Genomic DNA, 15,660 nt, shown 5'->3' on the forward strand with positions numbered 1-15,660 from the left:
GGGCGAATACGATGTCCATCGCGGAAGTGACCATGCGTAGTTCAGGAGGATGGCGATGACCACTCGGCACGAGGGGGTCCGGCTGCCGATGATGCAGCCGCTGCGCCGGCCCTCGATCATCGATCAGGCGGAGCTGGAACTGCGCAATGCCATCTACTACGGCGATCTGCGGCCGGGCGATGGGGTCCCGGAGGTCCAGGTCTCGCGGCAGATGGGCATCTCTCGCTCCTCGCTGCGAGAGGCGTGCCAGCGCCTGGTGCGCGACGGGCTGCTCACCCAGATCCCGGGGCGGGGTCTGTTCGTCACGCACATGGACGCCGAGACCATGTCGGACTTCATCGACTACCGCCTCGGCATCGAGATGCAGGCCGCCACGATCGTCGCCGATCGGGTCGCCGGTCTGCGGGAGGCCGGGAAGCCGGAGGCGGCCGAGGCGCTCCTGTCGCCGTTGCGGGTCTCGATGGAACGGAGCCGGGCCGCCCTGGCCGCCGAGGAGGTCATCGAGGCCGGCAACGCGGACCTCGACCTGCACCAGCAGATCGCCGAGATCGCCCGCAACCGCTTCCTGAGCACCGCGATGAACACCATCGTGATCCTCACGCGGATGGGCAGCTTCTCCGATCCCCTGGGCTTCGGCGTGCGCGCGGATCTGACCGCCACGCACGAGGCCCTGCTGGACGCGCTCTCCTCGGGAGACGGTTCGCGAGCCCGCGCCCTGCTGCGCGAATCGCTGCAGGAGCTCGCCGGTCGGCTGCGTGCCGGCGCCGACGAGGACCTGGTGCGCGACCCGGACCTGCTCGAGAGCTCCGGCCCGGAGTGGACCACGATCGGCGAGGGCGGGCCGGCCTGACAGGGGACGGAGGCATGAGAAGGGCCCTTCCCGGCGGAAAAACCGCAGGTGAAGGGCCCTTTTCTTGGGCGGAGACGAGAGGATTTGAACCTCCGAGGCGATTTTAGTCGCCTACTCCCTTAGCAGGGGAGCGCATTCGGCCGCTCTGCCACGTCTCCTGGTGCGCACGCTCGCGGCGTGGCACGCCGATACAGCATACGGGAGCACGTGGAGTGCGCCAAAGCGACAGCGCACCGATCACGTCACACCGGCGCACGGACGATCCCTGTCACGTCGACGTCGGTGGCGCACCGATCCCGCTGGGCCGCGTACGTGCCGCACGAATCCTGTGCTGCCGGTTCACAGCTGCTCTGCCGGTTCACAGCCCGAGCTTCTCCCGCAGCAGCGTGATGTGCTTGGGCGTGCCGACGCGGTACTTCACGAACGTGAGGATCCCGTCGGCATCGATCGCGAAGCTCGAGCGGATCGTCCCCTCGACGAGCCTGCCGTACATGTTCTTCTCGCCCCAGGCGCCGTAGGCCTCCATGACCTCGTGGGTCTCGTCCGAGGCCAAGGTGTACGGCAGGTCCTGCTCGGCGACGAAGCGGTCCAGTTCCGGCACCGGGTCCGGAGAGATGCCCACCACGCGGTATCCGGCGTCGAGGAACAGCTGATGGTTGTCGCGCAGGTCGCAGGCCTGGGTCGTGCACAGCGAGGTGTTCGCCGCGGGGTAGAACCAGATCAGCGCCGGGGCCCCGCGCAGCTCGGCCAGGCTGACTCGGCCTCCCCCGGCGGTCGGCAGGTCGAAGTCGGGAGCGGCGTCGCCGACGGCGAGCTTCACGGGTGCGGCAGGCATGTCTCTCCTGGGAGGTGGTCGGGGCGGCGTCAGCGGCGCGGACCGGCCGGCCCGTCGCGGCCGCTCCCGCGGGAACGGCGCCGCCCGAGGTACGTCTCGCGGAAGCGGCGCTCGGCGTGGCGGTCTCCGAGCAGCAGCAGTTTGCCGGGCGCCGAGGGAATGGACTCGGTGTCGTAGCTCAGGGTGCCGTCCTCGTCGGCGACAGCGACGATCAGGCAGCCGGTGCGGCGGTGGACCTCGGAGTTGCGCACCGAGCGCCGCACCAGCGAGGACGGCCGCGGCACGAGGAACAGCTCGTTGCCCTCGGCCACCAGCACGCGGTGGCTGAGCCCGGCGTGGTTCCACAGGTCGGTGGCGCCGATGGTCGCGTAGGACAGCACCCCGTCGGCGCCGGCGCGATAGAGGGTGGCGACGTTGCGCTCGTAGGTGGCGCGGGAGACGACCTGCAGCTCGGGCCGCAGCCGCCGGCAGAACAGGGTGAGATAGACGTTCAGGTCGTCGTCGCGAGCGGTGACCAGCACGGCGGAGGCCTTGTCGAGCCCGGCCCGGCGCAGGATCCGCACGTCGGCGGCGTCGCCCTCGACGACGTCGTAGCTGGCCGTGCCCTCCAGGGCGGAGTACGAGTTCTGCACGCGGCCCGGGAGCTGTTCGACGATGGTGTTGGGCACGCCTTCGTCGGTGAGTCCGCGCGAGGCGGCACGGCCGACGCGGCCGCCGCCGATGATGATGACGGGATCCTCGGACTGCTCCTGGACCTGGAACTGCTCGTCGTAGGCGGCCAGCTCGTCCTTCTCGCCGGCGAGGATCAGCACGGTGGTGTCGGTGATCTTCAGCTCGGGCTTCAGGGGGCGCAGCCGGCCCTTGCGCATGATCGCGAGGATGCGCACGCACGAGCGCAGCTTGGAGATCGCCTCTCCGAGCGTCTTGCCGACCAGCGCGGTGCCGCGCGCGGCGGCTTCGGCGACGATCGTGTCCCCGAAGCTGCCGATGCGGTGGACGCGCCCGGTGGAGCCGAGCACACGGCCGGCCATCTCCTGACCCAGCACGGCTCCGAGCTCGAGGACGTGGTCGGCGCCGGCCAGACCCAGCACGTCCACGGAGACGGGCTTGCTGGCGGTGACCGCGATCGGCACGTCGCCCGCGCACTGACGGACGGTGAAGGCGACGTTCGTGTTCGCGGTGTCCGAGAGCGTCGAGACCACCAGCCGTGCCCGGTCGGCACCGGCGTTGCGGTACGTCAGGGCGGAGTCGAGGGGGCCGACGACGACGTGGCGGCCCTGGTCGTGCAGCTGCCCTGCCTCGATCGGGTCCTCGAGCACGACGACGGCGGGCACCTCGGAGCGCTCGGCGCGAGCGGCGAAGGCCTGGGTGACGGCGTCGGAGCCGACCAGGAGGACATGGCCGTGCAGCTGCGGCGGCACCTTGCGCGGGGTGCGCGAGGTGCGGCGACGGTCCAGCCACGGGGTGACGATGTACTGGATGACGAAGAACGGGACGAGGACCAGGAGATAGACGACACCGCTCAGCAGGACGCCCAGGGAGAACAGGCGCCCGAGGTCCGTGTCGAAGGTGATGTCGCCGTAGCCGAGCGTCGACATGGTCGTGATCGCCCAGTACACGGCGCTGACCCAGGAGTGCTCCTGCCCCTCGATGTGCATGAGGCCCTTGAACAGGGCGGCGTAGCCGACCACCATCGCGAGCCCGATGGCCACGATCACCACACCGGCGCGAGATCGCCGACGGGCGATCGGGACACGGTCCCCGCGCCTGCGCTCCGCCTTCCACGCGCCCATGCGATTCCTCTCGAGAACAGTTCGGCTCCGACGCTGCGGGGCCTCTCCCCGCACCAGGCGAAAGCGTAGGCCCGCTGCGACGGCGGCACATAACGCTTGGTCGGACGATGAGCCCAAGACCACCAGCTTCACCCCGGTGGAGGTCATTTCCGTGTCGTGATCGTGATGATCGCAGCCGCACGGAGCCCCGGGCCGGGGCGTGCGACTCCGAATCAGCCGGGGATCAGGAGCCCCCGGGCCCGCTCTGCCAGGCGTGCGCGACCAGCTCACGAAGCACGTCGGTGTCCACGTCCTCGAGCTTCCTCACCCACACGCACCCGGCCCCTCGGCGGTGCGTGCCCAGCCGGTCCAGCAGCTCACCAGCACGCGGGCCGTTCTGCAGTCCGTACAGGGCGAGATCCGCCGCGCGCGGGCTGAAACCGACGCGGAAGCTGTCTCCCTCCCGACCGGTGGCATAGACGTAGTGGTACTGCCCGAAGCCGATCATGCTGGGGCCCCACATCCTCGCCTGCTCCCCGGTAACACCGGTGAACAGCTCCAGCAGCTCTGCGCCCTCTCGTCGGCGACGGTCCCCGAGGCCCTCCAGGAACTGCTGCGGGGAGATGTCGGTGGGGCGCGTGGATCCCGAAGCGCGCGTGCCGGTGGTCCGCCGACTGCCCGTGGCCGCAGGGGCGCCTGCATCGGTTACGGTGAAGGTGGCGGTGCGCCGCTGCGGGGTCGGGGGCTCGCGCATGCTCATGCCGTGCTCCTCGAGCGCCGACTGCAGCCGTCTGCCGGCGGCGGGCCCGACGCCGTGCAGCTGCGCCAGATCGGGCCAGTCCGCCCCTGCGAGTGATCGGAGCGTCGTCAGTCCCTGCTCGGCGAGCGCGCGAGCAGCCGGCCGCCCCACTCCCGGGATGTCACCGATCAGGCCGTCCGGACCGCTCATGGAGCTCACCGTAGTGCTCGGCCGCAGTTGCCGTCGATCCTCGCGGCACGAACCGGGTGGGCAGGCCGATCCGTGCGGGCCCGTCGGACGTGCCGCCATCCCGTCGCAGCAGGTCGACCGCTTGGACGCCCATCTCGTAGCGCGGGACGCGCACCGTGCTGAGGCCGGGAGTCACCAGCGCGGCGAACTCGATGTCGTCCCAGCCCACGACGCTGATCTGGCCGGGCACCGCCACGCCGAACCCGCGCAGTCGTTCCATCAGCGCCAGAGCCATCAGGTCGTTGTAGACCAGCACCGCGGTGACATCCGTCTGCAGGACGGCCTCGGCCCCCTGTCTTCCGCCCTCGACCGTCGGGGCGAACGAGCCCAGGTCGGTCCACTCGGTACCGATCTCGGCGCAGATCTCCTCGATCACGGCGCGCCGGACGGTGTCGGAGCGGCTGACCCCGGGGCCGCCGACGTAGCCGAGGCGGCGGTGGCCCATCCGGCGCAGGTGCCGGATCGCGGCGGGGATGCCCGGGGTCACGTCGGCGAACACGCCTGGCAGGTCCGGGGAGACGCGGTTGACGAGACTGAGCGGCGTCATGGAGGCAGCCTCCTCCAGCGCGCTCTCGTCCATCCGGCTGGAGCAGAGCACGATGCCGTCGACCTGGCCGGCCAAGGTGCGCACCAGCGGCAGCTCCCCCTCCGGGCTCTCGCCCGCGTCGGTGATCAGCAGCTGCGCTCCCACGTGGTGCGCACGCGCCTGGGCGCCCTTGAGCACGGCCGGGAAGAACGGGTTCTCCAGGTCCGGGACGATCACCCCGTAGACACCGTACCGGCCGGTGATCAGCGCACGCGCGGTGCGATTGGGGCTGTATCCGAGGTCGGCCGCGGCGGCGCGGACCCGTTCGCGAGTGCTCTCGCCGACCATCTCGGGGCGCTGGAACACCCGGGAGACGGTCGCGATCGAGACCCCGGCGCGGGCCGCCACATCCTTCAGCGTGATCGCCATCCGGTGCCTCCGTCTCCTCCGCCCGGGCACGTCGGCCCGATCTGCAAAGTTTGCAGTCTCACCGCATCCTACGTCGCGGAATGTCCTGTCGCGCAGGCCCGGGATATGCAATCGTTTACGGTGTGAGGGTTCGGAACGCTGACGTCCGCAGACCTCGCCACGCGTTCCCTGCTGACGCCTCGGCAGACCTCGCCCACCCTCGACCCGTGCTCGATCGGAGACACCCATGACCCTGCGCACCGATTCCCTCGAGGCCGGCATCCGCTACGACGGATCTGCCCGCCACCTGTACCTGACAGCTCGCTCCGCGGACGCCCTCACCCCCTTCGAGGGCGAGACCACGGCCGCCGGGGACGTGCACGAGCTGACCGGCCCGCTGTCCACCACCAACGCGAAGGCCCTGCAGGCCGCATTCCCCGTGCTTCGCCCGCAGCTGATCTCCGGGCATCGCACCTCCGTGGGAACCGGCGACCGCACCGGCCTGGCGACGCCGGGCCAGGCGCGCGCCTTCGGTGCCGTCGGCGGAGACGTGATGCCCGTGCTCGCCCAGCAGTCGATCCGCGAGATGGACCGCCTGGGCCGCAGCGCCCAGTCCGTCATGGACGAAGCGGTCTTCGGACTGCTCGAGGCCGGCTGGGACCGCGGCTTCGGGGCCGACTGCGACCACATCAAGAGCACCGACGGCATCGACCGCGGGCTCGCAGCCGGCTTCACGATGTTCACCCTCGATCCGGGCGACCTCGTCGCCGACGTGACCGGCGGCGTCAGCGAGGCCGACGCCGCCGCCCTCCCCTGGGACCAGCTCGAGGACTCCCTGGCCGCCGTGAGGACGCGGTACGTCGGGATGACCGTGGACGTCGGCCACTCCCAGATCGAGGTCACCGAGGAGGACGTGCTGACGGCCGCGGTGAAGTACGGCCGCGCGGTGGTGGAGGCGATCCGCCTGTACCGCCACGCCACCGAGAACGCCCAGCACGAGATCGAGATCGAGTTCGCCGTCGACGAGACCGCGTGGCTGACCACGTTCTTCGAGCACTACTACCTGGCCTCGGAGCTGAAGCGCCTGGGGGCCTCATGGTTCAGCTTCGCCCCGCGCTACGTCGACGGCTTCGAGAAGGGGCTGGACTTCCTGGGCGACACCGAGGAACTGCGCACCAACCTCGAGGCCCACCACGCGATCTCCGAGCAGTTCGGCGGCTACAAGATCTCGCTGCACTCGGGCTCGGACAAGTTCTCGATCTACCCGCTGTGCGTCGAGGCCACCGACGGACACGTGCACCTGAAGACCTCGGGCACCAGCTACCTGTGCGGACTCGAGATCGTCGCCGCGCACGATCCGGAGCTGTTCGCGGCGATCTGGGACATCTCCCGCGCCTCCTACGTCAAGGCCCGCGCGAGCTACCAGGTCTCCGCCCAGGAGGACCGCACCCCGACCTCGCTGGACGGCGTGGACCTCGTGGAGCTGATCCGCTCGGACGACGCCCGCCAGATCCTCCACGTCGGCTACGGCGACTCGCTGAACGGGACCGACGCCGCCGGCGCCTCGATCCACGACCGCTTCCTCGAGGTGGTCACCGCGCACCAGGAGCAGCACACCGACATCGTCGCCGAGCACATCGGCAGGCACCTCGCCCCGTTCGCCGCGGGAACCGCCGGACGCTGACCCCGAGCCACCGGCCGGCTGCTGGCTGCTGGCTGCTGGCTGCTGGCTGCTGGCTGCTGGCTGCTGAGGGAGGGTGGCACGAACTTGTAGCTGAGCGGCACGCGCCCTCCCCTCACAGGGGTCGCGGGCCGCTCAGCTACACCTTTTTGCCACCGGCCCGCGGCGCCGTGCCGTCGAGCAGGACCGGCCCCCACGCTGTGCACCGCGCAGGGTGGGCTGCGCGGGTCAGGCCACGCAGGTCAGGAGATCGACCGCTTGGGCATCGTCCACGGCACCACGACCAGCAGGATGACCAGCAGCGTCGCCAGCAGCGCCCCGATGACGGCGGCCTCCACGCGGCCCAGGACCACGTCGACGACGAACACGGCGACGCCCGTCAGCAACAGCGCCAGCAGCACGATCGCCGCCATCAGCAGCCGGTTGGCGATGCGCACCATCTCGTCCTTGACGCGCTGGCGGAACAGGCGCCGGTGGATCCCGACCGGGGTGAGCAGCAGGGCGACGATCACCAGCGCCAGCAGCAGCAGTCCGAGGTACAGGTAGATCTGGAACTGGTCGAGCTGGTCGAAGCGGGACTGGAAGGGCAGCACGATAAGGAAGGCGGCGAGGATCTGCGACCCCGTCTGGAGCACGCGGATCTCCTGGAGCAGCTCGTTCCAGTTCCGATCGAGCTTCTGGGCCTCGGTCTCGTCACGGCTGTATCCCCAGCCGACCTCGGATGACTCCTGCTCCGCGCGCATGGCCGTCAGTGTAGGGACGGTGGTCATGGAGCGCGAGGCCGAGCGGTAGGTGCCAGGATGAGGGTACGAGCGTCGGAAGGAGACGGTGGTGCTGGGATCGTTGATCTGGACGGCGTTGTGGTGGGCGGTGTACCTGCTGGTGTTCCGGCAGGACCGTCGGCGGGTGCGCAATGGTGTGCTGCTGCTGATCGCCCTGAACGCGAGCGTCTCGCTGGTGACTCAGCTCGTCTCCACGCTGCCTCTGGGCAATCTGTTCGCCCTCGCCGTGGGGATCGTCTCGCTGCTGGGCGTGCTCGCCCTCGGCGTGTTCATGGTCGCCAACGGGCTGACGATGGTGCGCAAGGAGGGGCGCTCGCTGGGCAACCTGCTGTCGGGTCTGGCCGGGGCTGCTCTGCTCGCCGCTCCCTGGATCGCGGCCGCCCTGGTGCTGACGATGGCGCCGCTCGCGATCGGCGCCGGCGCCCTGTTGGCCCTGGTCTCGCTGCACGTGGGCATCGCGTTCCTGGTTTTCCTGTGCGCCTCGGTCCCCTATCAGCTCTTCCCCCGCCAGCTCAGCACCACGGGCATCATCATCCACGGCTCGGGGTTGATCAACGGGAAGGTCAGCAAGCTGCTGCGGGGACGCCTTGATCGTGCGGTCGCCGAGCGGGACCGGCTGCTGGCGGCGGGTCTCGATCCGTTGCTGGTTCCCTCCGGCGGCAAGGGCGAGGACGAGCTGCGCCCGGAGGGCGAGGCGATGGCCGAATACCTGATCGACGAGGCCGGGATCCCCGCCGATCGGGTGCACGCCGAGACCGAATCCCGCACCACCGAGGAGAACGTGATCCTCTCCCACCGGATCCTCGACGAGGCCGGCCACCAGGGGCCGTACATCGTCGCGACCTCTCGGTACCACGCCTTCCGCGCCGCCCTGCTGGCGCGACGGCTGGGCTTCGCCGATGAAGCCGTCGGCGGGCGCACTGCCTTCTACTACGTACCCAGCGCCACCCTGCGCGAGTTCATCGCAGTGATGTCGTACCACAAGGTGTGGAACGCGGTGCTGCTGCTCCCGTCTCTGGCGTTCGTGGCCCTACTGGTCAGAGCAGCTTTCCTGGCGCCCTGAGGAGAGCACGGTCCCGCTGCGGGCCGAAGCCCTGCGGCGGGCCGAACGCTCCCTCACGGCAACTGGTCGGACCCGACAGTCGCTCAGCCGCGCTCGTCCAGGGCGCGCACGCCCCGCCACGCGGCGGGGATCAGCAGGGCGGCGAGCAGCGCCTTGACCACGCCGCCGGGGATGAACGGCCACACTCCCGCGGCCAGGATGCCACCGAGGCCGAGCTCCGCACCCATCACGGCGTTGAGGATCATCGCCAGGTAGGGCACGCCGATCAGGAACGGGACGGCGCTGGCGGCGATGAAGCCGGCCATGGCCCCGAGCGGCCTGCGGTCCCAGGCGCGCTCGGCGAACCAGCCGGCCACGAAGGCCGCGGGCACGAAGCCCAGGATGAACCCGAAGCTGGGCGAGAGCACCGCGGCGGGGCCGCCGGTGAACTCCGCGAAGATCGGGGCTCCGGCGAGGCCGGCGAGCAGGTAGGTGAGCATCGCGGCCGCGCCGCGGCGGGAGCCCAGGGCGGCACCGACGAGGATCACCCCGAGGGTCTGCCCTGTGATCGGGACCAGGGGCAGCGGGATCGTGACCTGCGCGAGGAGTGCGACCACGGCGGTTCCCGCCAGGACCAGGACGGCATCGCGCAGGCGGGTGCGGTGCGGGGTCAGGGCATCGGCCAGGACGGGACGGCGGGCCGGGACGGCGATCGCGGACATCGGGCTCCTCAGGGTGATGGTCGGCGGAAGAGGACAGCCTAGAACACGCGGGGACTCACCGACTTCTCACGCTCACCTGCCCGCAGTACGCCGCGGATCCCTCGCCCGCGCGGTTCGCGTGGCGTGATCACAGTCGCGCGATGACGCCGAGTTCGGTGCGGGTCCACCAGTTCCCCGTCTCCCGCCGTTCGGCGGCGGTGGCGTAGCGGTACTCGTAGTACTTCACGCGCAGGGCGGTCGGTGCGGCGCCGTTGAAAGGGTCGGTGCGCAGCAGCCGGCGGATCGCGGGGTCACCCTCGCGCAGCTTCTCCAGCAGCGCCACGAACCAGGCCTGGGCGCCGGGGCGCAGCGCGAGGAACCACATCTGCCAGTCCAAGCGCAGGTGATACGGCGCGAACTGGCGCGAGCGCCGTCGCACGTCGCCGGGCTTGCCCTTGAACTCGTAGGGCCGCCAGGCCTCGTCGTCGGCCGATTCCGGATCCTCGGCCAGGGTGCCCTCGATGACCACTTCGAAGCGGCGCTCGGTCATGGAGCCGAAGGCGCCGTAGGCGTTGACCAGATGGAAGCGGTTGAAGCTGGCGTTCATCAGCTGGTACCGGGAGAAGAGGTTCTTCAGCGGCTTCCAGCTCAGCACGGCGAGGAACGCGAACACGGCGATGATCAGGAGGTGCCACCACAGCGGCGAGGCCTCGCCGCCTTCCGTGCCCGTCGTGCCGTCGGGCCCGATCGGGAGGTTCTGCCAGCCCCAGCCCGGCCAGGGGCCGCCGACGATCCAGCGCAGGAAGGAATCGCTGATCGCCGAGAAGGCGACGATGATCGTCAGCCAGTTCAGCCAGGCATAGTTGCCGGTGACCACCAGGAACAGCTGGCTGAGGATGACCAGGACGGCCGCGATCGAGGCGATGGGCTGGGGCAGGAGCACCAGCCAGATCACGCCCAGCTGGATCGCGTGGCTGCCCAGTACCTCGAGGCGGTGCCACCAGTGGGGTGTCAGATGCGCCCGGCGACTGAGCGGGTTGGGCATCGGCTGGGTCTGGTGGTGATGGTCCATCGCGGTCAGATCGCGCCAGGACTGATCCCCGCGCATCTTGATCATCCCGGCACCGAACTCGAGCCGGATCAGCATCCAGCGCAGGAACCACAGGATCAGCAGCGGCGGCGCGACCTCGTGCGAGCCCAGGAAACCGACGATGAAGCCGCACTCCAGCAGCATCGACTCCCAGCCGAAGCTGTAGAACGTCTGGCCGACGGAGTGGATCGAGAGGTAGAGACCCCACATGATCAGGAACACCGGGATCGTGGTCCACGCCGGCCCCAGCTGGGCGATGCCGAGCACGACGGACAGGCCCAGCACGATGCCCACCACGCACATGATCCGCAGCAGCCGGTCGCTGTAGGGGGTGCGCCGCCAGTGGAACAGGCTCGGCGCGTGACGCGCGCCGGCCCGCTCGAGATACTCCGGCACGGGCAGCAGGCCCCGCTCCCCCAGCAGCGCCGGGAACTGGTTCAGGGTGGAGAGGAAGGCGAGCACGAACACGGCGGCGACGCCGCGCAGGATGACCTCGCGGGCGATCGTGTAGTCGTGCCCGTCCAGCAGTGCCAGCCAGTTCGTCCACTCCACGGTGCTCACCTCCGGGTCTCGGATGCTCTTTGATTGTGCCCCGGTCGGCGGCCGACGTCAGCTGACCCGTCCGACCGGTTCCACGGTGCCGGGTCAGCCTCGGCGCCGCTCCGGCCCGGACAGCGCGAAGGCCTCGGCCCAGTCGGCGGGGTCCACGTCCCGGGGAAGGGCGCGAGGGTGATAGCCGAAGCGGTCGCAGAAGGTACGGGCCTGCCGGGCGGTCAGTCCCCCGCTGCGGCGAAGGATCTGTTCGATCCCGCGGCCGGGCCCGGTGAAGACGTCCCGTACCAGCCGGTGGTATGCCCGACGGTCCGCAGCCGGGACGAGCGGCTCCCGCCGACGGCGGATGATCAGCAGGCCGGAGTCGACGCTGGGCCGGGGCCTGAAGGCTGTCGCGGGGATCCGGCGGTCCAGGGAGACCTCGAACCACGGCCACCACTGCGCGGTCATCATGGTCACCCCGCCCACGCCGGCGCGCTTGCGCGCGACCTCCCATTGCGTGATGAGCAGGGCGTCGCTCCAGCCGCCGGCGCGGAACAGATGCCGCAGGGCGGGAGTGGTGAGGTGGTACGGCAGGTTGGCCACGAGCGTGGACCCCGCCGGCGGGGCATGGCGCAGGATGTCGCCGCACCGGACCGTGACGTGTGCCGGGACTCGCCGGGACAGCGCGTGTACGGCGCGCTCGTCGATCTCGACCGCCTCGAGCGGTCGGCCCAGACGGGACAGCGGCAGGGTCAGGGCGCCGTCGCCGGCGCCCCACTCGACGATGGCGCCGTCGGTGGCGGCGACGAGCTCGACGATGCGGCCGATGACACGGCGGTCGCGCAGGAAGTTCTGACCCAGTTCATGGGCTCCGGGATGGTGACGATGCACGGTGGCTCCTCGGGGAAAGGCAGGAGCCGGGCAGCATGAAGCGCCGCCCGGCGGTGGACCGGGGGCGGCGCGGAATCGTCAGAGGGTAGTCGGGATCCGCGCCGTCAGCGGCGGCGGATCCGAACGAATATCGAGGCACTCATGAAGACGACGGTACGAACGAGTGCGGGTGGGAGCAACGGAATTTCTGGTCGGCGGTCCCTGCGCAAGGGCACCCCGGACCGCACTCGGCTCGCCACGGTCGCGGCCGTGATCCGCGGCAGCGCGGTGATCTGCGGCCGTCCGCTATCCGGTCAGGCCGGGCAATGACGGCACGGACAGATGCGGGGACACCGCCGTCCAGGCCCACCAGGTGGCGGCGGCCAGCACGAGGACGAACGTGAGGTTCCACAGCCAGGCCGGCAGCGGCGAGAGCTGGGCGAGCTGGGCCGGGTCATCCGAACGGCCGCCTGAGCTCATCACGGCGCCCAGGTGGCGCCACGCGCCGATCAGCAGGAACGCGCCTGCGGCGAGGGTGATCAGGGCATTCAGCGCCGCGCCGCCCCACCACCAGGCGGCACCGACGCCGGCGGCCGTGACGAGCACCGCCAGCAGCGTGTGGCCTGAGCGGGTGAACACGAGCGAGAGGACCAGCACCACGAAAGCGGCGAACAGGGCGGTGCGGGCCCATCCGTGCAGAGCGATCTGGATCAGCAGCGTCCCGAGGATCGCGGGGGCCGGATAGCCGGCCCAGGTCGAGGCGAGTCGGCCCAGGCCGCGACGGGGGCCGACGGTCACGGCATGGCCGGACATGTCGGCGCTGACGACGAAGCCGGTGAAGCGGCGGCCGGCGAGGATGCCGATGGCGGCATGGCCGAGCTCGTGGACGATGGTCACTGCGAGCCGCGCGAGGCGCCACACGGGCGGCAGCACCACGGCGGCGAGCGCCGCGGCGAGGGAGAGCATGATCCACCAGCCCGGCTCGGGTGCCGTGCCGGGGGCGACGCGCTCCCAGATCTCACCGGCAAGGTTCTGCAGATCCATCCGGCCATGGTGCCAGTCGCGCCGAGGGGGTACCTGGGAGCCGGAGTTCGGCCTCAGCAGCGGCCGCGTCGGGACCGTCGGGGGACTTCTGCCGCCCCGTCCGCGCGGCACCATGGCACACTGTGCCGATCCGTCGACGCCGACCGATCGGCGCCCATCCCAGGAACCAGGTGGCCCCCGCGATGCCGGATCTCGACCCCGCTCTCGCCCGCTGGATCACGGCACCGGGCGAGGATCCGCAGAATCCTCTGCTCCGTACCGTGTTCGACCTGCCCGCGCCGCCGGTCTCTGCCCGTCTGCTGGTCACGGGGCTCGGTACGTTCCGTGCCTATCTCAACGGTGCTCCGACCTCCGGGGCCCGCCTGGATCCGGGCCTGACGGACCCGCGACGCCGGGTGCAGGTGTGTGACCTCGATGTCACCACGCTGCTGGCAGCGGGCCCCAACGCGCTGGGCATCGAGCTCGGGCGCGGCTTCCACGGGATGCGCACGCCGAACGTCTGGCGCTGGGAGCAGGCGCCCTGGCGCGGTCCGGTGCGGGCCTGGGCGCATCTGGAGATCGGGCTCGCCGACGGCAGCTCCCGCTCCATCGCCACCGACGAGGGGTGGCGGACCCGGCCGGGGCCCATCGTCGAGGACTCGATGTACGAGGGCGAGACGTTCGCCCCCGAGGAGGCGCCCGAGGCGTGGCGGCTGCCGGACTACGACGATTCCGCGTGGCACCCGGTGCTCGTGGATTCGCCCGGCACGGGTTCCCGGATCGGGACGGCCGCGCCGGCTCCGCTCCTGCAGGTCCAGGAGCAGGAGCCGGTGGTCGTCCAGGGCGAGTTCACCCCGGCCGTGGTCTCCTCGAGCCCCGAGCGCATCGTCCTGGACATGGGCCGCGTGCTCGCCGGCTGGAGCCGGTACCAGCTCGCAGCTGAGGTGGGCCTCGACGCGGAACCGGTCGAGTTCGTGGCCCGGCACGGAGAGAAGCTGCGCGATGACGGCACGGTCGACGACGACAACGAGCACATCTACACCGACCGGTTCCAGGAGGACCGGGTGCGCCTGGAACCGGCCTTCGCCCGGTCTTTCGAGCCACAGCACAGCTACAAGGGATTCCGGTTCGTCCAGCTGGAGCCGCTTCGCGGTGACCTCGGCGGTCTCGAAGTCACCGGCGTGCTCGCCCACGCGGACCTCGCCCCCGCCAGCACGCTGAGCTCCTCCGACACCTACCTGGAGCGGTTCGATACGGCGATGAGGGCCTCGCTGGCCAACAACATGCACCATGTGCCCACCGACACCCCGATGCACGAGAAGAACGGGTGGACCGGGGACGCACTGACCTCCCTGGCGGCGATGGTCACGAGCTTCGACATGCATCGGATGCTGCGGAAATGGGCCAGAGACCAGGCAGACACGCAACGCGCCGACGGGTCGCTGGCCGTGATCGCGCCGACCCCCGGATGGGGCTACGAGGAGCTCTCCCCCGCCCCGGAGTGGACCACACTGCTGCCCGTGCTGCTCGAAGAGCTGGCCGTCGAGTACGGGGACACGGAGGCGGTGCGCGAGCACGGGCAGGCGGCCGCGGCGTATCTGGACTACGAGCTCTCACGCCGCGACGAGGACGGTCTCATCTCCGGTGTGCTCGGTGACTACCTCACGCCCGGCAGTTCCGGTCCGGCACCGGAGGACAAGCGGCTGACGGCGACCCTGTTCGTCGCGAGGGCACTGCGGTCCCTCGCCCACGCCCTCGAGCTCGCGCGCGCCGCCGACGGCAGCGGGGCAACCGGGGACGAGGGTGCGGCGGCCGGCACACTGCACACGCCCGATCGTCTGCGCCGGCATGCCGCACAGCTCGAGGCCGCGGTCAACGCGGCCTTCCTCGACACTGCTCATGGCATCTACCGCGATCCGAGCTCGAGCGAATACCACCAGACCAGCAATCTGCTGCCCCTGGCCTTCGGGATCGTGCCCGAGGAGCACGTACAGCACGTGGTGGCGGGCCTGGTCGCGGACATCGAGGCGCGCGGGGGCCATCACGACTGCGGACACATCGGGGTGCGGTATCTGCTGCCGGTACTCTCCGCACACGGGCACGGTGACCTGGCATATCGAGTGCTGTGCGCCCCGACCGCGCCGGGATGGCGAGCCTGGCTGGAGGCGGGCAACTCGACCTTCATGGAGATGTGGGAGAACCCGCGCTCGTGCTCGCACTACTTCATGGGCACGCCGGTGACCTGGATCCACGAGCACGTGGCCGGGCTGCGGCGCGGGCGCGATGGCTGGCGGGAGTTCCTGGTCGCCCCCGATCCCGATGTCCCCGTCGGCCGCATCGCACTGACCCGCCGCACCCGCCATGGCGAGATCGCGGTGGAGGTGGATCGCGAGGCCGCGACGGTGACCGTGACCGTGCCCGCCGGGACCCGCGCCCGAGTGGTGCTGCCAGGGATCGAGCAGGTCCTCGAGGCCGGTCGGCATACCATCGGGCGCCCGGCACCGTGACACGGACGACGCCCGCCGGTGCCGGCATGTGCCGGACCCGACGGGCGTCGT

13 protein-coding genes and 1 tRNA gene are annotated in these 15,660 nt (G+C 70.8%); 4 read left to right on the plus strand and 10 right to left on the minus strand.

What is annotated here, in order from left to right; genetic code table 11:
- The first annotated feature begins 55 nt into the window (after positions 1-55).
- Positions 56-850, plus strand: coding sequence for a GntR family transcriptional regulator (locus ACFQRD_RS02850; protein ID WP_377803475.1), 795 nt, complete (start codon positions 56-58; stop codon positions 848-850).
- Positions 851-919: 69 nt separating this feature from the next.
- On the opposite strand, the gene ACFQRD_RS02855 is transcribed toward ACFQRD_RS02850, so the two are convergent.
- The 5 genes from ACFQRD_RS02855 to ACFQRD_RS02875 all read right to left on the minus strand — a co-directional run bounded on the left by ACFQRD_RS02855 (position 920) and on the right by ACFQRD_RS02875 (position 5,400).
- Positions 920-1,008: transfer RNA gene (locus ACFQRD_RS02855), tRNA-Ser, on the minus strand.
- 200 nt (positions 1,009-1,208) lie between these two features.
- Positions 1,209-1,685, minus strand: a complete 477-nt coding sequence (locus ACFQRD_RS02860; protein WP_377016059.1) for a peroxiredoxin — start codon at positions 1,683-1,685, stop codon at positions 1,209-1,211.
- Positions 1,686-1,714: 29 nt separating this feature from the next.
- Positions 1,715-3,478, minus strand: a complete 1,764-nt coding sequence (locus tag ACFQRD_RS02865) for a potassium channel family protein (RefSeq protein WP_377016057.1) — start codon at positions 3,476-3,478, stop codon at positions 1,715-1,717.
- A 223-nt stretch (positions 3,479-3,701) separates the two neighbouring features.
- Positions 3,702-4,406 carry a helix-hairpin-helix domain-containing protein gene (locus tag ACFQRD_RS02870; protein ID WP_377803476.1) on the minus strand — a complete coding sequence of 235 codons (705 nt, stop codon included), beginning with the start codon at positions 4,404-4,406 and terminating at the stop codon, positions 3,702-3,704.
- The gene (locus ACFQRD_RS02875; RefSeq protein WP_377803477.1) at positions 4,378-5,400 is read right to left on the minus strand and encodes a LacI family DNA-binding transcriptional regulator; all 1,023 of its coding nucleotides are present in this window, start codon (positions 5,398-5,400) and stop codon (positions 4,378-4,380) included. Before ACFQRD_RS02875 ends, ACFQRD_RS02870 begins: the two co-directional genes overlap by 29 nt.
- A gap of 226 nt (positions 5,401-5,626) precedes the next feature.
- Here ACFQRD_RS02875 and ACFQRD_RS02880 point away from each other — a divergent pair, with 226 nt between their 5' ends.
- Positions 5,627-7,063, plus strand: coding sequence for a tagaturonate epimerase family protein (locus ACFQRD_RS02880; RefSeq protein ID WP_377803478.1), 1,437 nt, complete (start codon positions 5,627-5,629; stop codon positions 7,061-7,063).
- A gap of 239 nt (positions 7,064-7,302) precedes the next feature.
- Here ACFQRD_RS02880 and ACFQRD_RS02885 read toward each other — a convergent pair whose 3' ends face one another.
- A complete protein-coding gene (locus tag ACFQRD_RS02885) occupies positions 7,303-7,803 on the minus strand; it encodes a DUF6328 family protein (RefSeq protein WP_377016049.1) in 501 nt (166 codons plus the stop codon).
- 88 nt (positions 7,804-7,891) lie between these two features.
- On the opposite strand from ACFQRD_RS02885, the gene ACFQRD_RS02890 reads away from it, so the two are divergent.
- On the plus strand, positions 7,892-8,905 hold the full coding sequence (locus tag ACFQRD_RS02890; RefSeq protein WP_377016047.1) for a YdcF family protein: 1,014 nt from the start codon (positions 7,892-7,894) through the stop codon (positions 8,903-8,905).
- Between the two features lie 83 nt (positions 8,906-8,988).
- On the opposite strand, the gene ACFQRD_RS02895 is transcribed toward ACFQRD_RS02890, so the two are convergent.
- From ACFQRD_RS02895 to ACFQRD_RS02910, 4 genes are all read right to left on the minus strand, one after another.
- Entirely contained in the window at positions 8,989-9,606 is a 618-nt protein-coding gene (locus ACFQRD_RS02895) for a biotin transporter BioY (protein ID WP_377016045.1), read from the minus strand.
- Between the two features lie 127 nt (positions 9,607-9,733).
- The gene (locus tag ACFQRD_RS02900) at positions 9,734-11,227 is read right to left on the minus strand and encodes a lipase maturation factor family protein (RefSeq protein ID WP_377016043.1); all 1,494 of its coding nucleotides are present in this window, start codon (positions 11,225-11,227) and stop codon (positions 9,734-9,736) included.
- A 93-nt stretch (positions 11,228-11,320) separates the two neighbouring features.
- Positions 11,321-12,100: a 23S ribosomal RNA methyltransferase Erm gene (erm, locus tag ACFQRD_RS02905; RefSeq protein ID WP_377016041.1), complete on the minus strand. Its 780-nt coding sequence runs from the start codon at positions 12,098-12,100 to the stop codon at positions 11,321-11,323.
- A 285-nt stretch (positions 12,101-12,385) separates the two neighbouring features.
- Entirely contained in the window at positions 12,386-13,123 is a 738-nt protein-coding gene (locus ACFQRD_RS02910; protein ID WP_377016039.1) for a M50 family metallopeptidase, read from the minus strand.
- Positions 13,124-13,305: 182 nt separating this feature from the next.
- On the opposite strand from ACFQRD_RS02910, the gene ACFQRD_RS02915 reads away from it, so the two are divergent.
- Positions 13,306-15,609, plus strand: a complete 2,304-nt coding sequence (locus ACFQRD_RS02915) for a family 78 glycoside hydrolase catalytic domain (protein ID WP_377016037.1) — start codon at positions 13,306-13,308, stop codon at positions 15,607-15,609.
- Positions 15,610-15,660 lie beyond the last annotated feature (51 nt).

Origin of the sequence: Brachybacterium sp. GCM10030268, from assembly GCF_042666305.1 — a bacterium.
Classification (GTDB): Bacteria; Actinomycetota; Actinomycetes; order Actinomycetales; family Dermabacteraceae; genus Brachybacterium.

Excerpts from the sequence above, each read along its gene's own strand:
- ACFQRD_RS02850 (WP_377803475.1), top strand. The coding sequence starts at position 56 with ATGACCACTCGGCACGAGGGGGTCCGGCTGCCGATGATGCAGCCGCTG.
- ACFQRD_RS02860 (WP_377016059.1), bottom strand. The coding sequence starts at position 1,685 with ATGCCTGCCGCACCCGTGAAGCTCGCCGTCGGCGACGCCGCTCCCGAC.
- ACFQRD_RS02865 (WP_377016057.1), bottom strand. The coding sequence starts at position 3,478 with ATGGGCGCGTGGAAGGCGGAGCGCAGGCGCGGGGACCGTGTCCCGATC.
- ACFQRD_RS02870 (WP_377803476.1), bottom strand. The coding sequence starts at position 4,406 with ATGAGCGGTCCGGACGGCCTGATCGGTGACATCCCGGGAGTGGGGCGG.
- ACFQRD_RS02875 (WP_377803477.1), bottom strand. The coding sequence starts at position 5,400 with ATGGCGATCACGCTGAAGGATGTGGCGGCCCGCGCCGGGGTCTCGATC.
- ACFQRD_RS02880 (WP_377803478.1), top strand. The coding sequence starts at position 5,627 with ATGACCCTGCGCACCGATTCCCTCGAGGCCGGCATCCGCTACGACGGA.
- ACFQRD_RS02885 (WP_377016049.1), bottom strand. The coding sequence starts at position 7,803 with ATGCGCGCGGAGCAGGAGTCATCCGAGGTCGGCTGGGGATACAGCCGT.
- ACFQRD_RS02895 (WP_377016045.1), bottom strand. The coding sequence starts at position 9,606 with ATGTCCGCGATCGCCGTCCCGGCCCGCCGTCCCGTCCTGGCCGATGCC.
- ACFQRD_RS02910 (WP_377016039.1), bottom strand. The coding sequence starts at position 13,123 with ATGGATCTGCAGAACCTTGCCGGTGAGATCTGGGAGCGCGTCGCCCCC.
- ACFQRD_RS02915 (WP_377016037.1), top strand. The coding sequence starts at position 13,306 with ATGCCGGATCTCGACCCCGCTCTCGCCCGCTGGATCACGGCACCGGGC.